The sequence below is a fragment of the Williamsia sp. R60 genome (genome assembly GCF_054063855.1).
On the sequence record NZ_JBSSGR010000006.1, the window covers coordinates 1 to 24,713 of the forward strand.

The 24,713-nt window shown below is 62.6% G+C and carries 28 protein-coding genes and 1 pseudogene; 18 read left to right on the plus strand and 11 right to left on the minus strand.

Annotation, left to right across the window (positions count from 1 at the left end; genetic code table 11):
* From ACVWY6_RS23495 to ACVWY6_RS23515, 5 genes and pseudogenes are all read left to right on the plus strand, one after another.
* Positions 1 to 1,280, plus strand: a pseudogene (locus ACVWY6_RS23495) (MMPL family transporter); the annotation flags it as partial.
* A 27-nt stretch (positions 1,281 to 1,307) separates the two neighbouring features.
* Positions 1,308 to 1,538 (plus strand): YgaP family membrane protein, encoded by a 231-nt coding sequence (locus ACVWY6_RS23500; RefSeq protein WP_030175397.1) that lies wholly within the window; start codon positions 1,308 to 1,310, stop codon positions 1,536 to 1,538.
* A gap of 37 nt (positions 1,539 to 1,575) precedes the next feature.
* Positions 1,576 to 1,986 (plus strand): DUF302 domain-containing protein, encoded by a 411-nt coding sequence (locus tag ACVWY6_RS23505; RefSeq protein WP_030175406.1) that lies wholly within the window; start codon positions 1,576 to 1,578, stop codon positions 1,984 to 1,986.
* A 39-nt stretch (positions 1,987 to 2,025) separates the two neighbouring features.
* Entirely contained in the window at positions 2,026 to 2,238 is a 213-nt protein-coding gene (locus ACVWY6_RS23510; protein WP_353582244.1) for a DsbA family protein, read from the plus strand.
* On the plus strand, positions 2,168 to 2,626 hold the full coding sequence (locus ACVWY6_RS23515) for a mycothiol-dependent nitroreductase Rv2466c family protein (RefSeq protein ID WP_197038136.1): 459 nt from the start codon (positions 2,168 to 2,170) through the stop codon (positions 2,624 to 2,626). The genes ACVWY6_RS23510 and ACVWY6_RS23515 overlap by 71 nt, the downstream gene beginning before the upstream one ends.
* 84 nt (positions 2,627 to 2,710) lie before the next feature.
* On the opposite strand, the gene ACVWY6_RS23520 is transcribed toward ACVWY6_RS23515, so the two are convergent.
* From ACVWY6_RS23520 to ACVWY6_RS23535, 4 genes are all read right to left on the minus strand, one after another.
* Positions 2,711 to 3,898 (minus strand): tyrosine-type recombinase/integrase, encoded by a 1,188-nt coding sequence (locus ACVWY6_RS23520; RefSeq protein WP_197038137.1) that lies wholly within the window; start codon positions 3,896 to 3,898, stop codon positions 2,711 to 2,713.
* Positions 3,899 to 4,600: 702 nt separating this feature from the next.
* A complete protein-coding gene (locus ACVWY6_RS23525; protein WP_457541419.1) occupies positions 4,601 to 5,038 on the minus strand; it encodes a hypothetical protein in 438 nt (145 codons plus the stop codon).
* A 652-nt stretch (positions 5,039 to 5,690) separates the two neighbouring features.
* Positions 5,691 to 6,551, minus strand: coding sequence for a hypothetical protein (locus ACVWY6_RS23530; RefSeq protein WP_030175420.1), 861 nt, complete (start codon positions 6,549 to 6,551; stop codon positions 5,691 to 5,693).
* A gap of 42 nt (positions 6,552 to 6,593) precedes the next feature.
* Positions 6,594 to 7,142, minus strand: coding sequence for a recombinase family protein (locus tag ACVWY6_RS23535; protein WP_030175422.1), 549 nt, complete (start codon positions 7,140 to 7,142; stop codon positions 6,594 to 6,596).
* Positions 7,143 to 7,391: 249 nt separating this feature from the next.
* On the opposite strand from ACVWY6_RS23535, the gene ACVWY6_RS23540 reads away from it, so the two are divergent.
* The gene (locus ACVWY6_RS23540) at positions 7,392 to 8,870 is read left to right on the plus strand and encodes a hypothetical protein (RefSeq protein WP_051722066.1); all 1,479 of its coding nucleotides are present in this window, start codon (positions 7,392 to 7,394) and stop codon (positions 8,868 to 8,870) included.
* A gap of 1 nt (position 8,871) precedes the next feature.
* The gene (locus ACVWY6_RS23545; protein ID WP_030175428.1) at positions 8,872 to 9,531 is read left to right on the plus strand and encodes an RES family NAD+ phosphorylase; all 660 of its coding nucleotides are present in this window, start codon (positions 8,872 to 8,874) and stop codon (positions 9,529 to 9,531) included.
* A gap of 7 nt (positions 9,532 to 9,538) precedes the next feature.
* On the opposite strand, the gene ACVWY6_RS23550 is transcribed toward ACVWY6_RS23545, so the two are convergent.
* From ACVWY6_RS23550 to ACVWY6_RS23575, 6 genes are all read right to left on the minus strand, one after another.
* Positions 9,539 to 9,757, minus strand: coding sequence for a hypothetical protein (locus ACVWY6_RS23550; RefSeq protein ID WP_030175431.1), 219 nt, complete (start codon positions 9,755 to 9,757; stop codon positions 9,539 to 9,541).
* 222 nt (positions 9,758 to 9,979) lie between these two features.
* Positions 9,980 to 10,393, minus strand: a complete 414-nt coding sequence (locus ACVWY6_RS23555; protein ID WP_030175433.1) for a hypothetical protein — start codon at positions 10,391 to 10,393, stop codon at positions 9,980 to 9,982.
* A gap of 67 nt (positions 10,394 to 10,460) precedes the next feature.
* On the minus strand, positions 10,461 to 10,745 hold the full coding sequence (locus ACVWY6_RS23560; protein ID WP_030175435.1) for a hypothetical protein: 285 nt from the start codon (positions 10,743 to 10,745) through the stop codon (positions 10,461 to 10,463).
* A gap of 15 nt (positions 10,746 to 10,760) precedes the next feature.
* Positions 10,761 to 11,390, minus strand: coding sequence for a DUF6349 family protein (locus tag ACVWY6_RS23565; RefSeq protein WP_030175438.1), 630 nt, complete (start codon positions 11,388 to 11,390; stop codon positions 10,761 to 10,763).
* The gene (locus ACVWY6_RS23570) at positions 11,390 to 11,593 is read right to left on the minus strand and encodes a hypothetical protein (RefSeq protein ID WP_030175440.1); all 204 of its coding nucleotides are present in this window, start codon (positions 11,591 to 11,593) and stop codon (positions 11,390 to 11,392) included. Before ACVWY6_RS23570 ends, ACVWY6_RS23565 begins: the two co-directional genes overlap by 1 nt.
* Positions 11,594 to 11,610: 17 nt before the next feature.
* The gene (locus tag ACVWY6_RS23575) at positions 11,611 to 12,162 is read right to left on the minus strand and encodes a hypothetical protein (RefSeq protein ID WP_051722067.1); all 552 of its coding nucleotides are present in this window, start codon (positions 12,160 to 12,162) and stop codon (positions 11,611 to 11,613) included.
* A 613-nt stretch (positions 12,163 to 12,775) separates the two neighbouring features.
* On the opposite strand from ACVWY6_RS23575, the gene nrdH reads away from it, so the two are divergent.
* The 11 genes from nrdH (at position 12,776) to ACVWY6_RS23630 (ending at position 23,541) form a co-directional block, all read left to right on the plus strand.
* Complete coding sequence (nrdH, locus tag ACVWY6_RS23580; protein WP_030175445.1) at positions 12,776 to 13,018, plus strand: glutaredoxin-like protein NrdH; 243 nt, start codon at positions 12,776 to 12,778, stop codon at positions 13,016 to 13,018.
* A 14-nt stretch (positions 13,019 to 13,032) separates the two neighbouring features.
* Complete coding sequence (locus ACVWY6_RS23585; protein WP_033336316.1) at positions 13,033 to 13,251, plus strand: hypothetical protein; 219 nt, start codon at positions 13,033 to 13,035, stop codon at positions 13,249 to 13,251.
* 56 nt (positions 13,252 to 13,307) lie between these two features.
* Complete coding sequence (locus tag ACVWY6_RS23590; protein WP_033336318.1) at positions 13,308 to 13,607, plus strand: hypothetical protein; 300 nt, start codon at positions 13,308 to 13,310, stop codon at positions 13,605 to 13,607.
* Between the two features lie 30 nt (positions 13,608 to 13,637).
* Positions 13,638 to 14,267, plus strand: a complete 630-nt coding sequence (locus tag ACVWY6_RS23595) for a DnaB-like helicase N-terminal domain-containing protein (protein ID WP_051722068.1) — start codon at positions 13,638 to 13,640, stop codon at positions 14,265 to 14,267.
* A complete protein-coding gene (locus ACVWY6_RS23600; protein WP_030175449.1) occupies positions 14,264 to 14,479 on the plus strand; it encodes a helix-turn-helix domain containing protein in 216 nt (71 codons plus the stop codon). The genes ACVWY6_RS23595 and ACVWY6_RS23600 overlap by 4 nt, the downstream gene beginning before the upstream one ends.
* A gap of 34 nt (positions 14,480 to 14,513) precedes the next feature.
* Positions 14,514 to 14,906: a hypothetical protein gene (locus ACVWY6_RS23605; RefSeq protein ID WP_030175451.1), complete on the plus strand. Its 393-nt coding sequence runs from the start codon at positions 14,514 to 14,516 to the stop codon at positions 14,904 to 14,906.
* 49 nt (positions 14,907 to 14,955) lie between these two features.
* Positions 14,956 to 15,183, plus strand: coding sequence for a hypothetical protein (locus ACVWY6_RS23610; RefSeq protein ID WP_400730863.1), 228 nt, complete (start codon positions 14,956 to 14,958; stop codon positions 15,181 to 15,183).
* Between the two features lie 94 nt (positions 15,184 to 15,277).
* Positions 15,278 to 16,324, plus strand: a complete 1,047-nt coding sequence (locus ACVWY6_RS23615) for a DUF6924 domain-containing protein (protein WP_156045789.1) — start codon at positions 15,278 to 15,280, stop codon at positions 16,322 to 16,324.
* Positions 16,325 to 16,414: 90 nt separating this feature from the next.
* Complete coding sequence (locus tag ACVWY6_RS23620; protein ID WP_081907122.1) at positions 16,415 to 16,969, plus strand: thermonuclease family protein; 555 nt, start codon at positions 16,415 to 16,417, stop codon at positions 16,967 to 16,969.
* 174 nt (positions 16,970 to 17,143) lie between these two features.
* Positions 17,144 to 17,770 carry a hypothetical protein gene (locus ACVWY6_RS23625; protein ID WP_081907127.1) on the plus strand — a complete coding sequence of 209 codons (627 nt, stop codon included), beginning with the start codon at positions 17,144 to 17,146 and terminating at the stop codon, positions 17,768 to 17,770.
* Positions 17,771 to 17,832: 62 nt separating this feature from the next.
* Positions 17,833 to 23,541, plus strand: a complete 5,709-nt coding sequence (locus ACVWY6_RS23630) for a DEAD/DEAH box helicase family protein (RefSeq protein WP_051722071.1) — start codon at positions 17,833 to 17,835, stop codon at positions 23,539 to 23,541.
* Here ACVWY6_RS23630 and ACVWY6_RS23635 read toward each other — a convergent pair.
* Positions 23,538 to 24,578, minus strand: coding sequence for a hypothetical protein (locus tag ACVWY6_RS23635; RefSeq protein ID WP_156045792.1), 1,041 nt, complete (start codon positions 24,576 to 24,578; stop codon positions 23,538 to 23,540). The two genes, ACVWY6_RS23630 and ACVWY6_RS23635, sit on opposite strands and share 4 nt — an antisense overlap.
* Positions 24,579 to 24,713 lie beyond the last annotated feature (135 nt).

Consider the following 24,713-nt stretch of genomic DNA (forward strand, 5'->3'; position numbering starts at 1 on the left):
ATGGATACCGCCGGTAAAGCTGTGGTGCTGTCGGGCCTGACCGTGTTGGTGAGTTTGTCGGCGGTGTTGCTGGTGCCGGCTCCGGCGGTGCGGACCATGGCTGTGGGCATCATGCTCGCGGTGACGTTTGTTCTCGCCGCTACGTTGACGTGCTCCCGGCCACGCTAGGCGCAATGGGTTCGAAGGTGAACGCTGCTTCGCTCCCGTACGCCAAACGCCAGCAGCATCGTTCGCCGCTGTTCGAACGGTGGGGCAAGATCCTGCACGACCACCCGTGGCCGTTCGCACTCGGTTCGCTGGCCGTTCTGATCGTGCTGGCCATCCCGGTCATCGGGCTCAAAGTGGCTATGCCGTCGATCTCGGTGGTCCCCGAGGATGCGCCAGTGCGCCAGGGTTATGAACTGGTTCAGCAGCAGATGGGCGAGGGCGCCCCCGGCATGCTCCAGATCGTTGCACCCTCGGCCCAGGCGCAGCAGGCTGCCACGGCGGCGGCACAGACACCCGGCATCAGCATGGTCACCCCTCCGCTACCGGCGCTCGACGACACCGACTACGTGATGCTGCAAGCACTGCCTGCGGTCGATCCCTCTGATGCCCAACTCGGCACCATCGTCGATGACCTGCGCCACGGACTCCCCGCTGATGCACTGGTCGGCGGCGCCCCGGCCGAGAACCTCGATCTGCAACAGGCCCTCAACGACTACTTCCCGCTGATCGTGGGCATCATCTTGGTCCTCGGGTTCGTCCTACTGTTGGTCTCGCTACAAGCCCCGCTGATCGCTTTGATCGGCACCGTCGTCAGCCTCTTGTCGACGGCGGCTGCGTTCGGTGTCGCGAAACTGATCTTTCAGGACGGCCACCTGTCCGGGCTGCTTGGGTTCACTCCGCAAGGCTTCCTTGACGGCTGGGGACCGGTGTTTTTCTTCGCGATGATCTTTGCCATCGCCATGGACTACACCGTCTTCCTGCTTGCCACGGCCAAAGAACACTTTGAACGCACCGGCGATGCCGATGCTGCGCAGATCGACGGCATGGCTCATTCGGGACGCATCATCTTCGCCGCGGCAGCGGTGATGGTCGCCGTGTTCTTCACCTTCGCACTGGCGGACCCGTTGCCGCCCAAAGAGATGGGCATCATCCTCGGTGTTGCCGTTCTGCTCGACGCAGTCCTGATCAGGCTGATGCTGCTACCGGCTCTGCTGCGCCTGACCGGGCGGGCAGCATGGTGGTCACCGACCTGGCTCCAAAAAGTTCTGCCCGCGATCTCGTTTTCCCACTGAGCACCCACCAGAAAGGGCCTCTTCCCGATGAACAATCGAACAACTACCGCTAGGTGGACGGTCGACCGAGCAGTGCCACTTCTGGCAGGATTCATGATTCTTGTGAGCCTGGCCCTGGCTACTGGCTTGTCGACCTGGTGGCTGCTGCTGACCGCATTCGTAGCACTGAATCTACTGCTGTTCGCCGCCGTCGGCTGGTGCCCGGCCAGCCTGTTCATGCACCGCCTGGGACTACCACGCAACACCGAACTCCGCTAGATCTGACCACGTACACCCATCCGGAAGGAAAGCTGTTATGTCACTGTCCATCTCCACTGTTCTCAACCTCCCGTTCGACGAGGCCGTCGCACGAACCCGCGCCGCACTTGCTGACCAGGGTTTTGGGATCCTCACCGAGATCAACGTCAAAGACACCCTGAAGACAAAACTCGATGTGGATATGGAGAACTACCTCATCCTCGGAGCCTGTAATCCACCCCTGGCGCACCGCGCACTGGGAGTCAAAAGGCAGATCGGACTGCTGCTGCCCTGCAACGTCGTAGTCCGCACAGACCCCACCAATCCATCGAACTCGATCGTTGAAGCCATGAACCCCGACCTGATGGTCGAGGTCTCCGGGGAAGCCGAACTCGCGCCGGTGGCCACCGATGCATCAGCCAAACTCTCGGCTGCCATCGCCGCGCTGGAAGCCGCAGCCTCCAAGTGAGCCAGCACGTCCAACAGTTCGCGACCTGAAGGAGTACCTATGAGCGCAATAACGTTCTACTTTGACCCAGCATGCCCGTTCGCGTGGGCTGCCTCCCGGTGGCTGCTCAACACCGCACAGCGCCGCGACGTCGAGATTGATTGGCGGCAGATGAGTTTGGCAGTGCTCAACGAGGGATCTGATGTTCCCGAGCAACAACGGCACCACATGGAAGTCCCAGCAACTGGGCCGTGTCCTGGCCGCTGCGCATGACAGGGCAGGCGACAGCGCACTCGGACCGCTCTACACCGCCCTGGGTCAGCGTGTGCACCACCAGAGTGCCGACGTCACCACAGCAATGGTGGCCGAAGCGCTCTCCGAGAGCGGCCTCGATCCCCAGCTCGCCGACAGTCTCAACGACTCCACCTACGACAGTGCAGTGCGCGTAGCTCACCAGGAAAGCCAAGACAGTCTCGGTGACTCTGGTGGTAGCCCGATCATGTGCCTCAACGGACAGTGCTTCTTCGGGCCCGTACTTACAGCCATCCCCGACGACGGCGAGGGCGACCAGCTGTTCGACGCCCTACAGACACTGGCGGCAACCAGTGCCTTCGCGCAACTACAACGACCACACAGCGGACCGCCAACGTTCAGTTCCTAGGACCGGGAGCTTGCCCGCGCTCGCAGCAGTGCACCAGAGTTGGACTGCCTGGCCGCAAGATCAGCCAGTCGTTGCGGTGACGTGCTAGAGGGGAACTCCGACGGCCGGAATGCCCAGTGGCGTAGACGTAATGGGATTTAGACGTTCGAGGTCGGTGCGCTTCTGGGCCAGGAATGACAGTGTGATCGTGAGGCCTTCGATCTCGCCGATCCATCCCTTTGCTTGGGCTATGGTTCGGCGGGTGTGCAGGTCTGCTTCGAGTTCGTTTAGCCGGTCGAGCATGTTTGGGCTGACGTGCAGCATCGGGCAGCGGATGCAGGCGTGTTCGTGTGTACACGGGGTGCCGTAGGGCCGGCCGCAGGTTCCCAGTTCGACTTTTCGTTTGTCGAAGTGTTGCTCGAACTCGCTCCACTCGCCCGTGGTGGCGGGACGGTACTCCTCGGAATCACGTTGTGATCTGCGGTGTTCGAGGTACTGCTGATAGTGCTGAACGACGTCCTCGTCGAATACTGCAACGTAACCGCGGGTTGTTTGCAGATTGGTGTGGCCGAGCACGGCGGCTCCGATATGGATGGGCAGGCCGTTGTTCACTAGCTCGGTCGCAAAAAGCCGACGCAGATCGTGTGGTGTGAATCGAAGGCCCGTGAATTCTGGGTGCTCTGCTACGACTGCGTCGCAGATGCGGGCGAGTGAAGCGCCCATCCATGCGCTGCTGTTGCAGCGCGCTACCGGTCCTAGCGTGTTCTGGAAGAGGTAGGGAAGGGCTGGCCCGATGGTGGATTCGTACGGGTCGAACCGCTGCAGTGCAGTGATTTTCCGGCCGCCAGAGGTGTGCCGGCCGATGATCGCCGCGATGATGTGGAACAACTCGGTCGACATCGGTATGACACGTTCGCGATCGGTTTTCGATGGCGCGATGACTAGGAGGGCAATCACCTCGCCCCCGGGACGGGTGTACTGGCGGACGCTCAATTGTGTCAACTCTAGGAGTTCCTCTTGCCGAACTCCAGCGAGCCGGAGCACTCCGAGTAGCGCCCAGTCCCAGAATGCGCGGTCCTCGGCATCTTGAAGACTGGTAGTCACACCGGTGGCAGCGTTGACGACTCGAACGCGGGCCGTGCCCATTCGATTCGTGTTTTTGTGGTCGCGGTCAAAGGCCACCCGGGTGAACTTTCTGCCGTCATGCTCGAATGTCTCACCGATCGCCGCGGAGTCGCCGCGTGTCAGCAACTCGAGTGTCCTTCGCCGTTCACGCTCGACATGGGCAATCATGGCGGGGAGCATTGGTTGCCGGTCGCGAGTGCGGTGAGCGATGCGTTCGGTCTGGCGGCGGCGCCCTCGTGCGTATCCGGAGGTAGCAGCCGGTGGGATGGGGCATGGTGCCGTCCAGCGAGCCCATCGTTCAGGTTCGATGGCAGCCCAGCTCTGTAGGTCGAGGTACAGCGCGAACACGTCTCACTCAAGGCCGACCATGGCGAAACGGTCCACGGGAGCACCACGCCAGAGATTCTCGCCAGAACCATCGCTCTCGTCGAGAGCTACTGTCCAGCATCGGCAACCTTGAGTTCGGACGAGCTGCACGCCGCGATCAACGAACAACTGACACTGCACGCGCCCACAATGCATCATCTTTGGGCCAAGATCCTCGAGCGCCAGGGTGGGCTCAACGCCAATATATGGACCAAAGCAGTCGTCCTGGGAGCATCCAAAACATTTACTGGCCAACGATAGTGGCGTCTTTGGCCGAACGCTCGCAGACGCGAACAGCGGCCCGTAGAAACCCAGCCCGGGCGGCGCGGCAGTACATGCCGCTACCCAGCCCGGACGGGATCTGCAACGTACCACGGGACCCATGCGAGGCGCATCGGCCATCAGATGCCCCGAGATCCACGCAAGAACGCACGGCTGACTAGAGCGCCCCCGTCTGCAGTGACAGCCGGGGGCACTCGTGTATCTGGTTGAGAGGGTTACGGGTTAGGGGATAATGACGTAATACGACACACCCTTGTTGAGGTCAGGGTGCGTCGTGAACGACATCAGCTGAAGGCCTTGACCGACGCCCCGCAGATCAACTCGTACCGGCGCGCCGGGACGTGGCCCCACGGTCAGCGGCACGACCTTCTCGCGATACTGCGTCCCGAACCACCAGCCGATCGCCACGTTGATCTTGCAGGTCGGGTTCCGGCTCCACTCAGGCTGAACGCCGTTGAATCCGCGTGAGGTCAGCCAGGCGGTGGCCTGTGCGGGTTTGGTGGGGTCGGTGTCAATACCGACGTGAATTGCGCCGTGGCACAGAGCGTTGTTGCCGACCACCCAGATGTCGTCCCCCAGGACACCCAACTTCGGTGCCGGTCCTGCCGATGCTGCTCCCGGTGTAGCCAGCAACAACGCAGCCAAAGCTGCGAACGTCACCAGTACACGTGTAGTAATCCCCTTCATCGTCATGCCAGGACAATAGCCGAAAGTCGAAAACAGTTGTGGTTCGGATCTATACGGCTACCGGTGTCACCAAAACTGGTTACATCTCGGACTTTGGCTGCGACACAAGTCTTCAGCTATCCGCAACCGCCGCGCTTTTTTCTCGGGGTCGGCGGGAGGTCGTTGTCGACCTCGCCCGTCAGGTAGGCAACCACAATTCGGGGAGCAGCCTTCATCGACCATCCGATTCAGCGCAGAACCACAATGCAAGCAAGACTATCGATCGGGGGTCATCAGAATTTTCTCCGTCAAGGTGCTGCGAAGGCTGACTTCCCGTCTGAGAGGGTCCCTCGACGGCGGGGCGGCAAACGGCCGAGGCGTGGCGCGGCACGAGAGACGGTGACGGAGAACTTGCTGCTGCCCGGTTCCCGCCGAGTTTGGTACAGTGTTGGCAGGGAGCGGGCTATCAGGCCTGCCGGTTCGCAACCGGGCGTTCCACAGAAGCGCGGAGATCCGGGTCTAACATTCCGGTCTGACTCCTTTGGAGTTGGATAGCTCAAGTCGTAGAGCCCCGCTTTGTAAAAGAAAAGAAAAAATAGAGAACGGCGCCGCTCAGGGAGTACTCCCGTCGCGGCGTCGTTCATTTTTACTGCCTTGCGACCGCGGCCTTGAGTTCGGTGACCGCCAGGCCGAGCGGGAGATAGTGATGCCGGGCGATGCCCGTTGCTTTGCGCAGCGCGAGCTCGGGGTTCTTGATGCATAGCGAGGGGGTCTGTTCCTCGACGTCGGCGATCACCATGTCGGCCCAGGTATCGCGAGGCAGGGATGTTTGAAGCATGATGTTGGTCTCCCGATCGAGGCGCTTGGTCACGGCCAACACTGTGATCATCTCGCCGTGTCCGAACTCGATGACGTCGTTCAGCGACAAGATCGTGGGGTCTCGCTTGGCGTTTGCGTACCAGCCGTCTTTGAGCTGTTGATTCCACGTCGTCAAACTGTCGAGAAGTTGTTGACTGACCTGGCCGCCGTTGTGAATGACGCAGTTGCGCATAAGTCGTAGTGCGTCGATGTAGGCGATGATGTCCGAGGTGTACGCCTGCCCTGTGGCTTTGGCGATGTTCGCGTGGAGTTCGTTGAGGTTGGCGCTGGCAGCTGCTTTGTTGCATAGTCCCTCGGCTCGCAGTAGCTCGGCACAGGTACGCAGATAGTCTTCGTGCAGGGACAGAACATAGGGGACTGCCATCATGCCGAGGTGGGCGTCGGCTGCCCCGAGAATGTCTGCCGCTCGATCGGAGCGAAGACTGAATCGCTTGATATGTGCGATGTTTGGAAAGATGTCTGGGAGTAGCAGATCCGAGCCGCGAGTCAGCTGAAGAAAATGCGCCGACAGCTGCGCGCCAGCAAGCAACCCCATCAGGGCGTTGTTCGCGGCGTCTTTTCGTTCCTCGTACTCGCGATGGGCACGAAACCGTGCGACCGATCCGGGCTTCGGGCCTGTTCTAGGCAACTGGCTTCCTTCTCATCTGTTCGTCGACCACGGTATGTGCGTTCAAGTCAAGTGCCGATACAGTGTGGTTCGTCCAACCCCTAAGACCTCGGCTATCTCAGACATATGAATACCATTGTTGCGCATGCGTTTTGCTTGGCGGATTTTGGCTGGGGTCATGACAGGTGGTCTGCCGCCTGTGCGGCCGCGTGCCCTGGCTGCTGTTAGACCGATCTGTGTTCGTTCGCGGATGAGGTTGCGTTCGAACTCGGCGATCGCTCCGAAGATGGCGAAGATGAGTCGGCCGCCGGAGGTGGTGGTGTCGATGGACTCGGTGAGGGAGCGAAACCCGACACCCCGGTTCTCGAGCGCTTCCACAGTCTCGAGGAGATGGCGCAGAGATCGACCCAGGCGGTCCAGCCGCCAAACCACGAGGGTGTCACCGGCGCGGAGGTCGCCCAGGAGGTCATCGAGTTGAGGTCGGGCAGTGGTCGCTCCGCTGGCGGTGTCAATCCACACTTGGGAACAGCCGGCGGCCGTCAGAGCGTCGCTCTGGGCCTGCGCGGTTTGCTCGGCCGTTGACACCCTCGCGTACCCAAATAGCTCGCCCATGGCTCGAAGTGTTCCATAACTCAACGACATGGCAGGTTGTGAGTCATAGATTTATGACATGAGTTTTGGCACTTGCGTCGCCCGCGAAGGGCGTTCCGATTGCGGACTGTCCCGAAAACGTTCGTTTATGGCACTTCGCCGAAGTTTCGCTGTGGCCTGGTGAGTGCCGGGGTAGCGAACCTGCGGCTTACGTGCCCTACGTTTGCTACGCTTGTTCTAATAGAACGTTGCGAACGTAGTGGAGTCGGTATGAGCATGTACGCGAGGACAGGCGATTCTTGCCCGGACTACTGGGGCACGCTCGAGGTTCTGAAGCTCCTCGACGCGGGGTGCTGGAGCGAGGCGGAACGCAATACGTTGTACGCCCGGTACGAACGCCGACGCTTGGACTGCGGGATCGGTGCACCCGTTTTACCTACGGTGGCTGTGCCGACCATGCCGATCGTTCCGGATGCTCTATTCGCCAAGATCGGCGCCGAACACGTTCTGCATCGCAACGTTTTACCCATGCTGATAGCAGTCACCACGTTTGGTGATCCTCCACGTCTTAGTGACTCGACCACTGCGCGTCTCTCAACGAACGCAGAGCGGATGTTCGCCCAGTCGCGCTTGAAATCCTTCTGGACTCGAAAGGGATTGGTACACCAGGATATTGCCTTGAACCATCGCGACAGCTGGGAGCTTGAGCCAGATGCCGCGCTGGTATTCGACCACGACTTCGACCACGGCGTTGTCGGTGTCGGCGAGTCAACGTCTAAGTTCCACAACCATTGGCTCGCCCAGGCGCACGCGCGTTTCGAGGAGCGAGCGTACGCGCAGTTTGAGAAACTCGGCACCCCGCTGGGCTCTATCGAGGGAACCCACCAGCGAATCGCAGGGTTGCCGGAAGATGTCCCCTCAACCGTCGAAGATCTGCGTACCAAGCTAACTCCGCAAGAGCTGCGGAACGCTGCCGAGATCTACTTTAAGGTGGCAACCGAGATCTACAACTCACTCGCCGAGGGACCGGACGTGGCCGCCCAGCGCTCCCATACTACTTCCGCTGTGGAAGAACAGGTCTCGTCAGCGGAGAAGGCCTTAAATGAAGCAGCTGCCCCAACCGAAGAAGTGCGAGGCGGGATCTCATCACCGCCGAGATCGGCGGGAACCGAGTCGGGTGAGCCCGGCAATAGCTTCGCTGGCGGCGGGTCCGGATCGACCAGTTCGAGGGTTGCGGAACTGGAGAAGGCCGTGGAGGCCGCCGAGCAGAATCTCGACTTGTTCCGCCGGTTGCTGACCGAGGCACGAGCACATGAGCAAGCAGCGCCCGAGATGGTTGAACTTGACGCCCCCACTGGAACTCTCGAGTACACCTTGCCAGTGACAACGAACGATACATATGGCTCGCGAGAAATTGGTGAGCTTCTATCGCCAACTAACAGTGGTCATCGCTCAATAGCGAAGCAGCGCAGGGAATCCAACGAACTCTTAGGCGTCAAGGTCGGCAACCAGTACCGATACCCTAAGTTTCAGGTCGATACTGAACGCAAAGAGATTATCCCGATCGTCGCCTACGCCAACCGGCGGCTCGAATGCAGCGCAGACCCGTGGGGCGCCCTCGATTGGTGGTACTCACCTGAGCCGTCGTTCCATGACTCTCGACCAGTCGATCTGTTGCTGACTGCCGAGGGTATCTCGGAGAAGATGGTCGACATAGCGTTCGACCTCGCGGAACAAGGCATGGTCTGACATGCCTACCAACGACTTCAATGGGCGGCTCGCGACCCTTGAAAAGGTGCCTGCCGGGACACTCTTGCACCGCATTCTGCCGACGTTCGCGCCTTACGCTGCGAACTCTTACAATCCAACCTTCGTGAATTTGGGCTATCCGCTACAGGGCCGGTTCGAGCCGGCGGCCACGGAACTTGGGGGATACACCTACGTTGCTGAGTCTGTGACCGGTGCCGTGGCTGAAGGCATCTTGCGAAACGTCAACATCCCTAAGAGCGGCATCGCTCGGCACATGTGGTTGAAGGATAAGAAGATCGCGACGATGGAGCTAGAGGAAGACATACTTGTTGCAGCGATCTACGGTCAGCACGCTCTCGCGCTGAATTTGGATGCTTCACTGCTGTGCGGTGGCGCCGATGTGTACACGGACTGTCGCGAGATCGGCACCAAGATCCTCCTGGCGCAGGAAGAAGCCCGTGGGATCAAGTACACGTGCCGTAACAACACTGCAGCAACCGCCCTAATGCTGGTCACACGGGATGGAGACGGTCCGAGGATGTCGGTCAAAGAGGAACGGGACGTCCTGGTAGATGACCAGGGCCGCAAACTGATTCTAGAAACGATGGCTACGGACTATGGCCTCCACTACCTGGGGCCAATTCCGGGGCAGCGCAGCTAACCGCCCGTCAAAGCAGGTCGTGCCGTTGTAGAACTTTGCGGAGGCCACCGGGGGTGAGGTCGCCGTCTTGCTGGAGTTCTTTCCAGGATGCCCCGGCCTGTTTGGCGGCGATTATATGCGTGTCGCGTTGTGCCAGTAGATCGTTCACCGCTTGTTTTGCCTCGTCCAGGTCCTTGACGGTGTCGCGTAGTGCTGCGAGTTCGGTGTCTTTGGTGGAGTCGGTCATCGCTGCGACTATACCGACCTAGTGGCTGGTGATCGCCGCAGTTCCTGTGCAAGGTCATTCAGCGTAGGGGAGGTACGGCGTAGGGCGCGTTGGTAGGCGGATTTGACGGCCGAGGATTGGTCGATCGTCAGGGGGTGGCCGAGTCGGGAGACCAGGGCGACCATGGAGTCGAGAGTGAGCGCTCGGCGCGGCCGTGATGCGGCCAGGCGCTCGAGTGTGCGTTCAATTGCCATCGCTGTGAGTTCGGTCGGTGATGCGTTCGCGGGCTGTGTGGGTGTAGCTGGCGGTGGCGATCGCGGCGAGGGTGAGGGCGCCTGCTACGGCCATTTGGGTGGGTGTGGTTGAGATCCAGATGGCGGCGAGGCCGGCGGCGGCGCCGAGGGCTGCTGGCCACCAGGCGTAGTGCGCGAGGTCGATGATGCGCAGCAGGGTGGTGGGTAGGTTGGCCGTGTGCGGGTCGTTGGGGTCTCCGGTGACGGCTTGGTTCCACCATTTCCGGTCCCGACGTTTGGCGGTTTCGAGGATTCCGACGCTGGCGAGGATGGTGAGTGCGCTGATGATGTAGAGGATCGTCAGGAGTGCTTCGCCGAACATCGTTGGCGTTGGTTCGATGGTGCTGGTGAGTGCGGTCAGCATGTGGCCCCCCGGTGCTGATTCTGTTGTGTGGTTGCAGAGATTTCTAGTGTCACATGGGCTCCTGACATCACGAGGCCGGCGCGGGCTGGGTGATGGCCGATGCGAGGAATGCTGCGGCGGCCGCCGCGAAGTCGGCGGGGTCGGTGTGGGCGAAGCCCTCACCGTTGGTCACGCAGTGGTGCAGCACGGCAAGGCGACTGAGTGCGGTACCGAGGTCGTGGTGGGCTTCGGCCCAGTCTTTTGCCCCGCAGTCGGTCCACCAGAGGATGAAGTGCTCTCCGGTAGCGATGACCTGGGCATGAGTCTGGGGGAGCGTGAGTGTGGCGATGGCGGGGGCCTGGACGTAGTCCACGGGTATCTCCTTGGTTCAGGCGGGTGGGGTGAGGGAGCGTGCGTCGATGTCGTAGCCGCCCCAGGGGGAGCGGCCGGGAACGGCGCGATCACCGTCTCCTGGGCGGGCGGTGATGATGGGCCAGCCGTCGGGGCGATCGCCGTAGAGGCCGGCGACTTCGACGTCCCACCGTTGCTGCTTCTTGGTGCCGTCGAAGGGGCGTGATCCGACGATGGGGCTGTCGCGCCAGCCGGGGTGCGAATGGTCCAGAGCAGCAAGCACAGCGTCGGTTTCGCTGGCCACCAGCTCCGAGCGCCAGGTGCAACCGCGGCACCGGGCGCGAAAGGGGCTGTTGTAGGCGCCGACGCACAAGCACTGTTCGGTCCAGCGGTGGTGGTGGCAGCCGGTGTGCGCGTGCATGATCACCGGCTGGCATCCGTTCATCGGGCGGGGACGGCAGAACGAGTCGCTGATGGCGAACCGCCAGGCATGAGACACCGCGATGGAGTTGAAGCGGCCCCAGTCCTGTTGCCATTGGCCGAAGACGCGGTCGTAGTCGGCCAGATCGTCGGAGTCGAAGGCGTACAGGGTGGGGATGCCGTGGGTTTCGCGTTCGGCCTGGGCGTCGGCGGCGGCCATCTCGAAGAGGTCGAGTTGGAGAGTCATCAGCTGTCGCCTCCGAGCATGGCCAGGCGGATGGCGCGGGCGGCGTCACTGCCGCAGTCGATACCGAACAGGTCGGTGTCGATGACGCCGACGACCTGCTTGCCGCTGCCGTCTTCGCCGCGTCGGGCGGCTTGGGCGGCGTCGGCGACTGTCATGTCGCTGATGTAGGTGCCGTCGTGGAAGTAGACGCTATAACTGGCCATGAGATACGTCCTTTCGATCAGTGGTCGGTGAGGGCGAGCAGGTCGAACAGGTCATCGGGTTCGGCCATAGCGTCAATCCCGAAAGCAATGCGCAGCAGCCGTTTCTCCTCGCTGAGGGTGTGGTGGGCCAGGTCGAGTTCTTCGCGGTACTCAGTAGGGGTGTAGTGCCGCTTGTCGCGGCCGCAGCGGCCTCCGCAGTTGCACCAGTCCCACCGGGCCACCCGCACCGACTGGTAGCGGTGACGGCAGTGCTTCATCTCGGCGATCAGGTCGGAGGGCAGGGTGGCGGCGAACGCGGCCAGCTCGGCGGTGGTGACCACGACTGAGCTGTGGTGATTACGGCTGTAGGACATGCCCGAGGCGATAGTCCCGTACGCGCAGCGAAAGCCCTCGCGCAGCCAGTCCGGACCTTCGTCATCGGGTTGACCGTCAGACGATCCGGCCATCGACTGCATCAGGCGGGAGATACCGGTCGCGGGGTCGATGAGGCAGTCGAGCATCTGCCAGCCGCCGACGGCGTAGCAGAGCCAGCGCTGATCTTTGCTCAGTGTTCCGGAGGTTCTTCCCATACCATTACTATACCAGGTATAGTAATGGTATGTCTACGAAAAGCTATGAAGGACATGTCTTCTCTGTTGCTGCCGACATCGACCTGTGCCAGTTCCTTGGGTGCGGGCGGCCTGTGCGGCACGACGAGACCTCGAGGTACTGCCGCTGGTGCCAAGAGGCGTTCGGGTCGGCAAGGATCCTGGACAGGGACGTGGCCGAGCTGCTGGCCGGGTCTCGATACGTGAGCGTGCACTGCCAGGAGTGCGGCTAAAGCCGCACCTGCGCGTTGACCCAACGGGGATGGAAATGTCAGGACTGCCAACAGTTTTGACTCTTTGGGTGCGGTCGGGCGCATTTCCTGGGCCGACAGTGTCTCGAAGCGCTGGGGTGAGCGTCAAGCAGTCCGTCGACACAACAGCCACGCGCTGCGCTTATTTCGCGGCAGTTCTATCGCCGGACAACTGGACCCACACCTCAGCGCCTACGAGATCGGCATATATCAGGAAATGGAAGCTATGAAACACGCTCTGATCTGCAAGAACGTTAGCGAAATGTGTTGCAGCACAACAGGATACGCGCTATAATAGAAGCAGAGACAGACCCCAGTCGCACCGAACCCGAGAGGCCGAAACCATGACTGCTACCGCCATCACCGTCTACACCAAGCCCGCGTGCGTGCAGTGCAACGCCACCTACCGGGCCCTGGACAAAGCTGGAGTCGACTACGACGTCGTGGACATCACCACCGACGACTCGGCCCGCGACTACGTGATGAGCCTGGGCCACCTGCAAGCGCCCGTTGTTGTTGCTGGAGAACAGAACTGGTCCGGTTTTCGCCCCGATCGCATTAAATCCCTGACCCAGACCGCCGCCTGAAAGGACCAACAATCATGACCGCCACACACACCATCGACGCCGAACGCGAAGAGCGCTTGGTCAACGAGGACCACGGCGCCGCGACGAACTACTACGCAGGCCCGTTCTGCGGGTGCGGTGACTACAGCTGCCCCGCCAGCGACAACCCGCACGCCCGCTGCGTCAACCAGGAGTTCCCCGGCGACTACCTGTGCTTCGACGTCGACTCTGAGGGCAACACGATCGTCGTCTGAGCCACGTTTCATCGCCAACCGCAATCACCAAATACACCAGAACGGGGACACCAGAGATGACTACAGCCACCACAACCGCCCTTCCTGACACCGACGATTGCTGCCCCGCGTGCGGCGAGCACTTCAGCGATCCTCACGGGCCGGGCTGCCCCAATGCGCCGGCCGTTGACGACGAGGAGGACCGGGCGCAGCAGGCCCGGTTGCACGCGCAGTACGAACAGCGCGCGGCCCGCTATTGGGTAGGTGCCGAACGGGCCCGGGCTGAGGGGGACACCGGGTATGCAGCCGAGTTGGAAGACCTCGCCAGTCAGTGCCAGCAGTGGGCCACCGAAGCCCTCACCGCAGTCGCCGACTGACCACACGCGCATCCACAGGGGGAGACGACGATGAGCACACCAGCAGATGACCAGGGGACAGAGCGTTCAGCGCAGGTGTTCGACCTCTACACCGGGAACCCACCCGGGCCGGAGCTGGTCGAGGACCGCGACCCCGCCGAACAGGCCGAATCGTTTTTCCTCTGCGCATTGATGTGGGCCGACCGGGACACCGCCCTGGCTGCCACCGACCACGTCCGAGCCTCGGACTTTTACGGTGCTGCCGCTGCTGAAGTATTCGGCATCATCCGCCAGATCCTCACCCACGGCGGCGAGGAGAACCCGCACACCGCTGTCGTTGTCCTGGGTGAGCTGCGTCGACGCGGCCAAGCCCACACCGCCTCCCAGCTGACCATGCTGCTCAACTACGTCGCAGACACCGCCACCGCGGCCAACCCCTGGGCGCAAGGTCCGGAGATCACCGGAGTCCAAGCACCCGCGTACGCCGCTGAAGTCCTCGCACTGGCCTACCGGCGTCTGTACCGGACAGCTGGCGAAGGGCTCATCACCGCTGCTGAAACCCTGCCCGAAGACGACCTTTTCGAGTACATGGCCGCCCACGGCCGCCGCGCCCGCGACCTGCGAGATCGCCTCGCCGCCACCCGAGCTGGTGGTCCCGCCGATGAAGGTGCCGATCGATGACAACCAGCGACAACACCCTGTACGAGCATGAAACCCCCGAATACCGTGAGCAACTGGTCTACCGGTTGCACCACGATCAGGGGCATTCGCTGTCGGTGCTCTCTGAGATGTTCGAGGTCAGCCCCGGCGAGATTCGGCAGTGGATGGACGCCTACATCGCCCGCACCGATGCCCACGCCGCGAATCTGCAACCGGGGCTGTTCGATATCTAACAATTTCACGACTGTGCCCAGGGGAGGGACACGCATGACCGATGTTGCTGCGTTCATCAAAGACCGCTTACGCGAACAAACTGCGCTCGCGAGGGCAGCCAACGCCACGTTCACCACAGACAACGAACCTGACGGTGTTCTGCAGCGGTGGGCCTGGGGCCGGCGAACTGACGGCGCGATCGCCGTACGTCACAAAGACGACCCCCGAGGGGAACTCGAACAGACCCCGGTCACCCAACTAATCGATACTTTCGGCCCCAACGAGGTCTTCAGAATGGCCAATGTTCTGCACTCGGTGGCCGCCACCGCCAACGACCAACAGCTCATATCCCTGGCGTTCTTATGGTCTGAGCATCCCGACTTCCCGTTCGACGCCAACGCCCACCACCACGCACCGAACCAGAAACCGATGGACGGCAGCGACTGATGCCTGTTGCTATGCCACCAGCACACCGTACGAAGAGGAGATCTGACTCTTGCAGTTATCCATGGTCACCGATGACAAGCCCATTGCAACCCGCGATGGCCACACGATTTACGTGGTGGAGTTCGGCGATGGCGCGACCGCACGCGTGGCCAGTAAAAAGCCGCTGGCGCCAGGCCAGTTCATGAACCTCACCCCCTCCCACCCCGACGACCTCCCCGAACAACCGGCCTACGACTGCGACGGTGTCGTCGCCGACTACCTGATCGTGGACGTGTAAGACGGTGGGCGCGAACGACCGCTGACGTAACGTTTTTCATTAAGGACAAGGGGCACCGGCAGCCTGGTCGTGCCCATGACGGGGGAGATGATTCGTGGTGTACGCACGATACGAATGGCCTCATGCGAGCAACTCCGTCGCGGTCGTCGGCATATTTTCTACTCGGAGCCCCCAGGACTGGCCTACCGGTGACTACCGGCTGGACATCGGTGTGCAGTTGGACCCGGATTTTGTGCTGGCATACCGGGCGAATCCAGATGACCCGAGATGGGCCAACGTCTATCCGCCCCATGATCCAGCGCTGGGTTTCCTGCTGCCCTACACGGCTCGCGGGATGGTCCTAGAACTCGAGACCCACGCTGCTGAGCCGCCCCTGCGCGACACGGAGGTGTGGGATTACGTCGAGCAAGGAGGAAGTGAGTTTGGACTGTTGCCAGCCCGGATTCAGCCGATGATTTTCACAGCAGAAGCTGACCATAATCGGGTGCTCGATCCGGTTCTGGACTCAATCCCCGACGGGTGGAACATGATCCGCGTATCGAGTCGCGATCTGCGCCCAGACACCGACCAGACGCTGATACGGCTCGACATCTGGCCCATCGCCGGACCCGCCGGCCGCACAGTCATCAAAGGCACGTCTCGCCATGCTCCGCCACCGCCCATAACCGCCCCGCCGCATCGCGTGGGGGAGTTGCCGCGCATGTCTACCGCGAGCGTGGGGTCCGATGAACTCAAGAACGAGTCGGTACTCATTCGCGTCGATTACGACGACTTCGAGGCATGGAATGACGTGTGCAGGGCGGCGATCGCACCTGAGCCGAACGAAGGGTTCAGGGCCGACCTCGTCGCGGTCGATAACCCTGCCTACCTCAACAATTCGGTAGAGGAGCTTCTCGAACGGATCGGTGAGCCGCCACCGTTTTATGTTTTCGTGGCCGACCGAGTGACCCTGACCCATCCCGAGCACCCCATCTTGGCCATCAACATCGGCGGCACCAAACACCCCGACGAGCACGGGCAAACCCTGCGAGTACTCCCGTCAGCGATGTCGTGGATCGAGAACAACCTGGCACTAGGCAACGCAGACTTCGCCGACTTCGTTCGATCCGCGGGCCCTGACGGGATCTACCGTGGCGAGTAGGGCCGCAGGAAGACCACTCGCCATTCCCGCAGCCGCAAAGACATTTTGCTTGATGGGCGTGGCTGTGAACGACCTCGACGTGGATGTCTGATGAGGGTAGGTGGTGTTGTGCCGCTGCGCTTTCGGGGCGTGGCGGCGTTGATGTGTCTGGGTTTTGTTGTCGCAGGCTGCAGCGAACCTGACACCGACATCCGAGTCCGCAACCCCACAGGCGGTGTCCAGACCGCTCTACCTGTGCAGGTCACACGGGTGATTGATGGGGACACCCTGCAGGTGCAGATGCCCAATGACAACGAGCGCAGGGTGCGAGTGATCGGTATCGACACCCCCGAAGTCAGCCATCCGCCGGATCAGAACGAGGCCGAGTGTTTCGGGCCTGAAGCTGCGGAGATGACTACCGCACTCGCTGGTGGGCAGGTCGTGCGGTTGGAGTCTGATCCGGTGGCCGGTGAGGAAGATCGGTACGGGCGATTGCTGGCGCATGTGTGGCTGCCCGACGGGTCGTTGCTGTCGCGGCGTCTGCTGGCCGCCGGGGCGGCACGTGAGTACACCTATCAAGGGCAGGACTACCTCTACCGCAATGAGTTTCGTTCGGATGAGAGTGATGCGCGAGCGGCCGGGCAGGGTTTGTGGGGGAGGTGCTGAGGGAGCTGCACCTGTTTGAGTGGTTGCTTGTTCGCCATAGCTGTTCGATGCTGGGAGCACTCTGCAACCAAATTGAATAGGCGTACTCCAACATGGCTACCAGTAACTCTGCTGGTCGCGGTGGCGACCAGTTGGATCTATTTGCCCAGCACAATCAGACAGAAGGCGAAGACAATGAGCGAGGTCAAAGCGGCAGTTCACCAGCGGTATCGGACCGAGCTGGCGGACCTGGACCGGGCGAGTTACGAGGACTTCGTGACCGATCGGACCGCGGAGATCGAGCAGGCGATCGCGGAGACGACGGCCTCGACCGAGCATCAGGTGATCGCGGCGTGGGAAACGTCGATGGGCCGCGAAGCCGACCATCAGGAGCGGGTGAACCTGATCAATCAGGCCCGGTTGTCGGCGCAGGAGATCGCGTTGTCGAATCTGTGGGAGGGCTACCAGGACCCGGAGGACCGGGCGCTGAGGGAGGCCGAACAGGCCCAGATCGAGCAGGCGGCGGCCGAGGAGCGGGCGATGCGAGCGTTGCCGGCGATGCAGCGGTGGACGACCTCGGTGGCCAGCGACCCGACGGTGGAGATCGAGGAGCTGACCGAGGGGGTGTGGCCGAGCGAGTCGATCGGGTTCAAGGTGTACGCGGCGAGTCTGTTGCAGGCGCGCAGCGAGGATCAGATGCGGGTGCCGAGCAGCCCGGACGATCCACTGGCGGTCGAGCTGGGTCAGGTCGTGGCCGCTCGCCGGGCCGAAGCCGAAGAGCGTCAGGCGCAGTTCCGCAATCGGCGGCGTCAGACCAGTTAGAAGCGTCCCAGGGGCTGCTGTTTGAGTCCCTGGATGATTTCCGGATCCCCACCGATCCGGCGGTGGTCGATCCCGGTGGCACGCCGTTGCCGGCCGATCCGTCCGAGGTCGAGGCGTTGCCGTTGGTGGCTCAGGACGAAATGGGTGTGCCGCTCTCGCAGCTGGCGAAGGTCCGAGCCCGCGAAGCCCGCCGCCCCGATGGATCGAGGGTGTGGATCAAAGCCACCCACGACATCGCCGGTTTGGAACCCGACCCCGAACCCACCGAGACACCGGCACCAACGGCGGCAGAAGAGCCCACCGTGGCCGCTGAGGTGGCCGCAGAGCCGGTGTTCGTGCCGCCGGTACCGTTCGCCCATCCCGGCGGGGTGTTGGTGCCCTCAGGGGAGAAGGCGAGGGCCCGGGCGAACATCGCCGCCCTCGAGGTGGCCCGGACGTGTGACACCGAGGGCCGGTACGCCCGCCCCGGCGAGCAGCAGATCCTCTCGGCGTGGTCGGGGTGGGGAGGCTGCCCGAACATTTTCGACGAGCAACGCCCGGAGTGGGAGCCCGAGCGCGCCCAGCTCGCAGACCTGCTGAGCGAGGGTGAGTACCGCGAGGCCCGCGCGTCGACGCTCAATGCCCACTACACCGACCCGGCGATCGCCCAGGTGATGTGGACGGCGTTGGAGCAGGCCGGTTTCGACGGTGGCCGGGTTCTTGAACCAGGTTGTGGCAGCGGCAACTTCATCGGATTGGCTCCGGAGTCGGCGACGATGGTGGGGGTGGAGCTCGACCCGACGACCGCGCGGATCGCGCACCTGCTCTATCCGAACGCCCAAGTCCGTAACGAGGGATTTGAGCAGACCCGCGTCCCCGATCACAGCTTCACCGCCACGATCGGCAACGTTCCGTTCGGCTCGTTCTCGGTCCCGGACCCGGTCCACAACCCTGGCCGGCACCGCATTCACAACCACTTTGTCATCAAGTCCCTGCACCTGACCGCACCGGGCGGATATGTCGGGGTGATCACCTCGGCCTGGACGATGGACTCCACCGACGACAAAGCCCGCCGCGAAATCCACGACATGGCCGACCTGGTCGGCGCGGTGCGGTTGCCGTCCAACGCCTTTGCCCGGGTGGCGGCCACCCAGGTGGTCACCGATGTGCTGGTGTTCCGCAAACGCGAACCCGGCGACGAGGTACCGAACCCGGCCACGGTCGACTGGCTGCATTCGGGGCAGGTGTGGGTCGACGGCCGGGGCGGTGAGCGCCAGCTGGTGGCGCTCAATCAGTTCTTCGATCTGCACCCCGAAGCGGTTCTGGGGGAGGTCCGCGCCGAGAACGGGATGTACCGCGACAACCAGCTCACCGTGGTCGCCGACGATCTCGCGCAGGTTCCGCAGCAACTGTCCACCGTGCTGTCGAGGCAGGTGGCCACCGCTGTCGACCAAGGTCGGGGTTTGACTGCCCGTCCGCGCGTGATGCGTGCCAGCGACTTTGACGCGGGCATGGCCACGGCCCGCGAGTTGTATGGCGACCGCACACCGATCGGGCGGGTCGAGTACGACACCGAGGCCGATGAGTTCGTGCGTCAAGGCCTTGAGGGCCGCGAGGTGGTGAAGATCCCACGGTCGCGGAGCACCGAGACCCGGCATCTGCTGCGGCTGCGTGATGTGTCCGAGGCGACGATCGCCGCGCAGCGCGGCGATGCTGACTTCGACACCCGGGAGGCGCTGCGCGCTGAGCTGGGCACCATCTACGACGGCTATCTGGCCGCCTATGGTCCGATCAACCGGGCCAAGATCACCGGTGGCCGCGACCGCACCCCCGCCGAAGGGAAAGCGAAGTTCGCTGTGGCCGAACAAAAGTGGCGGGAGAAGAACGCCGACCAGGACGGCATCGCCTACGACGGTCCGTTGCCCGAATCAGTGGCCAGCGAGCTGGAGGAGAAGGCGTGGCAGGCCTCGCCGACGATCCGGCGGCAAACCCACATCGAAGCGCTACGCCAAGACCCGTCACTCGCCACCTTGCTGGCGTTGGAGCGCTATGACTCCGAGACCGGGGAGGTATCCAAGACAGCGATCTTCTCGCGCGATGTGGTGACCAAACCAGCACCGATGACCTCGGCCCAGTCGCCGGAGGAAGCAGTCTCGATCGTGCTGGGCGAATCCGGGACCATCGACCTCGAACGCGTCGCTGACCTGCTGGGGACCAGCCGAGTGCAGGCGCGGGAGCAGATCCGCGGCCTGGTGTACGCCGACCCCGACCAGAACGGGCTGTTGGTGCCGGCGGCGGTGGCGCTGTCGGGCAACGTCCTCGCCAAACATGAACGGGCGTTGGCGGCCGCGGAGAACGATCCGGGCAACACCGAGTGGGCCGAGTATGCCGAAGCCCTGTCGGAAGTGATCCCCGAGCCGAAACAGCCGTCCCAGATCGGTGCGGTCACGTTGGGTGCGACGTGGATCGAACCGGCCGACTACGCCTTGTTCGTGCGGGAAGTGTTCGGCGCAGACGAAGTATCGGTCGACCACACCTCGCAAGGCTGGGACGTCAACGTTCCCACCTGGCAGCGCAATACAACGCTGATGCGCACCGACTACGGCGCTGACCATGCCCACCCGGACAAGGCTGTCGACGCTGTCGAGTTGTATGAGGCGTTGCTCAACCAACGCCCAATCGTGGTGAAGAACCCGGCCAAGCTACGCGAAGACACCGGTGCACCAGAGGTCGATGCCCAGGCCACGATTTTGGCGCAGGTCCAGGCCCGCAAAATCGTGGGGGAGTTCCGGTCGTGGTTGTGGTCCGATGATGAGCGCCGCGACCGGCTGGTGGGTGAGTGGAACCGCCGGTTCAACTCGTGGGTGCCGCCCAAGCACGATGGCCGGTTCCTGCAACTGCCCGGGCTGTCGCCGACGTTCTCCCCCCACCCGTACCAGCGCGATGCGGTGGCAAGGATCGCGGCGGAGTCCACGGTGCTGCTCGACCATGTGGTCGGTGCGGGCAAGACCGGCACCATGTTCATGGCTGCGATGGAGCTCAAACGTCGTGGTGTGGTGGCCCAGCCGTGGATTGTGGTGCCCACCCACCTGATCGAGCAGTTCGGTCGAGAGGTCAAGCAGTGGTATCCGGCCGCTGAGGTGTTGGTGGGCAACAAGGGCATGTCGGCCCAGGATCGGCGGATGTTCGTCGCCCAGACCGCGACCAGCAACTGGGACATGGTCATCGTTCCTGGTTCGGTGTTCGAGCTGATCAACGTCAGCGAAGACCGGCGCACCGACTACCTGCAAGCCCAGATCGACCAGCTCGGCGAGGAGCTGTCGAGCGGTCGGGACTCGATGAACCCGACCACGATCAAAAAGATCGAGACCGCCAAGAAGCGGATGGATGATCGTCTGCAGAAGTTGCTCGACAAGGACCGCAAAGACGACGGGGTGACGTTCGAGCAGACCGGGTGTGACTACCTGTTCATCGACGAGGCGCACGAGTACAAGAACAAGGCCCGCACGTGTGCGGTCGACACGTTGGCGCACACCGGGTCTCAGAAGGCCGAAGACCTGTCGATGAAGCTGGACTTGCTGCGTGAGCGGGTGCAGGACCAGGCGCGGGCGCTGGGGCACTATCTGCCGGCGGGCGCGGAGCGGGTGGCCACGTTCGCCACCGGCACCCCGATCGCCAACAGTCTGTCCGAGGCGTGGGTGATGCAGCAGTACCTACGCCCCGATGTCCTCGAGACGGCGGGGGTGCGGTCGGTGACCGATTGGGCGGCGTCGTTCACCACGACCAAGTCCGAGACGATCACCAATGCCACCGGTACCCGGCTCAAGGTGGTCACCACGGTGTCGGCGTTTGCCAACCCCCGTGAAATGTTCGCCATGGCAGCGCAGTACACCGATGTGGTCACCCGCGCCCAGGTGCCGGCGAACCTGCCGACCTATGACGGTCGGCAGATCGTCACGACCACACCGGGCCAAGAGGTGGCCGACTTCATCGCTGATCTCGAACATCGTCTGGAGAACCTCGACCCCCGCCATCCGGAGTTGGACAACACCCTCAAGGTGCTCTCCGATGGCCGCAACGTCGCTTTGGATCCTCGGCTGGCGAACATCGAACCCGATCCGGGTAACACCCGCAGCGACGCCGTCGCCGAGCAGGTCACGCAGATCTATCACGCCAACTCGGGCAACGAGTACCGCACCGAGACCGGGGCGATCTCACCGACTACAGGTGGGTTGCAGCTGATTTTCTGCGACCGGGGCACACCCAAACCAGGCGGTGGCTGGTCTGCGTATGAAGCGGTGCGCGAGGGGCTCATCGAGCGTGGAGTCCCGGCAGAGAGGATCGCGTTCATTCACGATGCGAAGTCGCCGTCGCAGAAGTTGGAGCTGGCGGCGCGGGCACGGTCGGGTCAGATCGCGGTGCTGCTGGGGTCGACATCGAAGATGGGTACCGGGATGAACGTCCAGGACCGGATGGTCGCGCTGCATCACATGGATGTGCCGTGGCGGCCGGCCGATCTGGAGCAGCGGGAAGGCCGGATCATCCGCCAGGGCAACCAGAACGAGCAGATCCAGATCTTCTCGTATGTGACGGCCGGAACGACCGACACGGTGATGTGGGGCAAGGTCGAGTCGAAGGCGGCGTTCATCGAGCAGGCCAAGTCCGGGCAGCTCGACCCGAACGTGACCGAGGTCGAAGACGTCGGCGGCGAGTCGATCTCGGATGCGGCCGCAGCGACGAAGGCAGCGGCGACCGGTGATGAGCGGTTCATGACGCTGGTGCACCTGGAGGACGAGGTGAAAAACCTTGAAGCCCTTGCGGGTGCGCACGCTGATTCGCGTCGTAACGCCCGCAGCATTGTGCGTCAGGCCGACAAGAGGATTCCCGAACTCGAGGCCGAGCGCGAGGAGCTCGAACGCCTCACTGCCCATCACGAGCAGTGGGCGGCCGGCGGGAAACTGTTCACTGTGAACGGTCAGGAGTTTGCTGAGCGCACCGACCGCAGCCGAGCTTTGCTCGATCGCGTCCAGGCCGTGCACGTGGCACTCAAGGGCCAGGGGATGGGGCGGTCGATGGAGATTGCCGAGTTCGAGGGTGGGGTGGTGGCCAAGGCGGCGCGGATCGCCCGCACCGACGAGTTGTGGGTGTGGCTCGATGTTCCGGGGCAACCGCAGTTCACGATGAAGCCTGAGCAGTTGTGGCCGCGTCAGGCGGCGCTCGGTGAGGATCCCCAGGACAACGTCGCAGCGGTGGCCAGTGGGTTGGCGACGCGGTTGGAGAACGCGTTTGAGCGGATGCCCGACAAGATCGGTGGTATCGACCGGGAGATTGATCGGTGGCGACGCGAGATCGAGGTGCAGTCCCCGCGGATGGATGCGGTGTTCGCTCAGTCGGGGGAGTTGCAGGCCAAACAGGTGCAGATGCAACAGCTTCGTATGGACATCGAGGCCTCGCAGAACACGCCCGAAGCGATCGCTGCCCGCGAGGCAGCCGACCAACGCTTGCTGGAGGCTGGCCGCGCACCAGGGTGGTCGTTGATGCTCAACCCCACCAAGGCGATGGTCGAGCAGTCACCGTTTGTGACCGCCGATGAGTTCGTGTCAGCAACCCAACGCGGGCACATGCTCGAAGCCACCCGCTACGCACGCGACCAACGCCGCAGCGGCGGCCCGAAGTCCGTTCTGGAGGCCACAGCCGCACATCCGCGCGGCCACGCTCCGAGCCGGGAACCTGTTCGAGAGAGGCCACCAACGTACGTAGATAATCCGGCTTCTCGCGGACGAACCCGCTAACCCCGGCGTAGTGCGGTCACCATGGCAATAAGCACCGCCATGGTGATTGCACCAACTCGTGTTGGCTGGTGCCGTGGTGGTCGAGGCGACGGGGCAACGGAATTGGCAGGCCTAGGCAAAGACAGGCTCATGAGAAGCGCTACGCCCGCCGGGTAGAACAGACCGACTACGACTGCTCCCCAGATGAATAGCGCATTGCCAGTTTGGTTTACGAGTGCATAGAACCCGGCGAAGAATGGTCCTACGAGAGCATAGAGACCAGTCCCTACGGTGGCCGACTTCAGTGCGCCGGTAGGTTTCAGCTTCATCTGGGGCTGCTCTACCGGGTTGGTGGCGTCGTCAATGACCTCGTTTCGGGACTTAATCGCCTCTCGTAAGATCCGTGTCGATCGATACACGAAGACCCAACTTGGAATCACCATCGCCGCTGCAAACACAATCGCGAACCAAAGTAAAGGCCAGCCCTCGGCTTGTTCCACAACATCTAAGTACTGGACCGTCGTGGCTATCAGCAACAAGTCGGTGATAGTGATGACGAAAACGGCGAGAACCCCACCAAGGGTGGGCAGGAACGCCTCGGTCCTTGCAGATTGGGTTTCGTAGGTCGTCATCATCCAGGCGAGGCCACACATGAGCGCGACCCCTCCAGTGGCGAGCATGCCACTGGCCGGCATCGCTTGAATCCATGCGCGTTCACATGCCTCATCGATCCGGACTTGGTGTGCGGAAACTATCGGGAATGGCGTGAAGGGCTGTACCGCCTTGACGTGACTGAAGAGGTAGCTGTCGAGTGCAAGAACGACCACCCCCGAGGCGAACAGTGCGATGGTGTGCCGCTCCTCGGGCCAGTTGAACATCACAGCGATAGTGGCAATTAGCAGACCAGCAAGCACGGCGGCCAAAGACGAATTCGACTCGGCAGAGGTCATGATGCTCCACGGGGCGTCACCCGTAACGCAGAAACTATCCAGGACGTCCTTCTTTAGAAGGTCGTCGGGACTGTCGGGTGTTAGTAGGTCATCGTTCAGTGTTGTCATGGCCCCCCTGTCTGCACGCAGACTAAGGATTAAGACCGTCCCGCGCGACACTTAGCGTTGGCCACGATGTCAGCTGAGGCAACGCCGTAAGCACCTGGTGCCCCCAACATTTCGTTGGGGGCACCAGGTGTTGCT

What these genes read in the sequence shown, in the direction of transcription:
- ACVWY6_RS23585 (WP_033336316.1), top strand. Translation starts at nt 13,033, where the DNA reads ATGACCGCCACACACACCATCGACGCCGAACGCGAAGAGCGCTTGGTC.
- ACVWY6_RS23620 (WP_081907122.1), top strand. Translation starts at nt 16,415, where the DNA reads ATGAGGGTAGGTGGTGTTGTGCCGCTGCGCTTTCGGGGCGTGGCGGCG.
- nrdH (WP_030175445.1), top strand. Translation starts at nt 12,776, where the DNA reads ATGACTGCTACCGCCATCACCGTCTACACCAAGCCCGCGTGCGTGCAG.
- ACVWY6_RS23510 (WP_353582244.1), top strand. Translation starts at nt 2,026, where the DNA reads ATGAGCGCAATAACGTTCTACTTTGACCCAGCATGCCCGTTCGCGTGG.
- ACVWY6_RS23555 (WP_030175433.1), bottom strand. Translation starts at nt 10,393, where the DNA reads ATGCTGACCGCACTCACCAGCACCATCGAACCAACGCCAACGATGTTC.
- ACVWY6_RS23505 (WP_030175406.1), top strand. Translation starts at nt 1,576, where the DNA reads ATGTCACTGTCCATCTCCACTGTTCTCAACCTCCCGTTCGACGAGGCC.
- ACVWY6_RS23535 (WP_030175422.1), bottom strand. Translation starts at nt 7,142, where the DNA reads ATGGGCGAGCTATTTGGGTACGCGAGGGTGTCAACGGCCGAGCAAACC.
- ACVWY6_RS23590 (WP_033336318.1), top strand. Translation starts at nt 13,308, where the DNA reads ATGACTACAGCCACCACAACCGCCCTTCCTGACACCGACGATTGCTGC.
- ACVWY6_RS23565 (WP_030175438.1), bottom strand. Translation starts at nt 11,390, where the DNA reads ATGACTCTCCAACTCGACCTCTTCGAGATGGCCGCCGCCGACGCCCAG.
- ACVWY6_RS23550 (WP_030175431.1), bottom strand. Translation starts at nt 9,757, where the DNA reads ATGACCGACTCCACCAAAGACACCGAACTCGCAGCACTACGCGACACC.
- ACVWY6_RS23545 (WP_030175428.1), top strand. Translation starts at nt 8,872, where the DNA reads ATGCCTACCAACGACTTCAATGGGCGGCTCGCGACCCTTGAAAAGGTG.
- ACVWY6_RS23595 (WP_051722068.1), top strand. Translation starts at nt 13,638, where the DNA reads ATGAGCACACCAGCAGATGACCAGGGGACAGAGCGTTCAGCGCAGGTG.
- ACVWY6_RS23575 (WP_051722067.1), bottom strand. Translation starts at nt 12,162, where the DNA reads ATGGGAAGAACCTCCGGAACACTGAGCAAAGATCAGCGCTGGCTCTGC.
- ACVWY6_RS23625 (WP_081907127.1), top strand. Translation starts at nt 17,144, where the DNA reads ATGAGCGAGGTCAAAGCGGCAGTTCACCAGCGGTATCGGACCGAGCTG.
- ACVWY6_RS23635 (WP_156045792.1), bottom strand. Translation starts at nt 24,578, where the DNA reads ATGACAACACTGAACGATGACCTACTAACACCCGACAGTCCCGACGAC.
- ACVWY6_RS23570 (WP_030175440.1), bottom strand. Translation starts at nt 11,593, where the DNA reads ATGGCCAGTTATAGCGTCTACTTCCACGACGGCACCTACATCAGCGAC.
- ACVWY6_RS23605 (WP_030175451.1), top strand. Translation starts at nt 14,514, where the DNA reads ATGACCGATGTTGCTGCGTTCATCAAAGACCGCTTACGCGAACAAACT.
- ACVWY6_RS23520 (WP_197038137.1), bottom strand. Translation starts at nt 3,898, where the DNA reads ATGATTGCCCATGTCGAGCGTGAACGGCGAAGGACACTCGAGTTGCTG.
- ACVWY6_RS23515 (WP_197038136.1), top strand. Translation starts at nt 2,168, where the DNA reads ATGTTCCCGAGCAACAACGGCACCACATGGAAGTCCCAGCAACTGGGC.
- ACVWY6_RS23600 (WP_030175449.1), top strand. Translation starts at nt 14,264, where the DNA reads ATGACAACCAGCGACAACACCCTGTACGAGCATGAAACCCCCGAATAC.
- ACVWY6_RS23500 (WP_030175397.1), top strand. Translation starts at nt 1,308, where the DNA reads ATGAACAATCGAACAACTACCGCTAGGTGGACGGTCGACCGAGCAGTG.
- ACVWY6_RS23540 (WP_051722066.1), top strand. Translation starts at nt 7,392, where the DNA reads ATGAGCATGTACGCGAGGACAGGCGATTCTTGCCCGGACTACTGGGGC.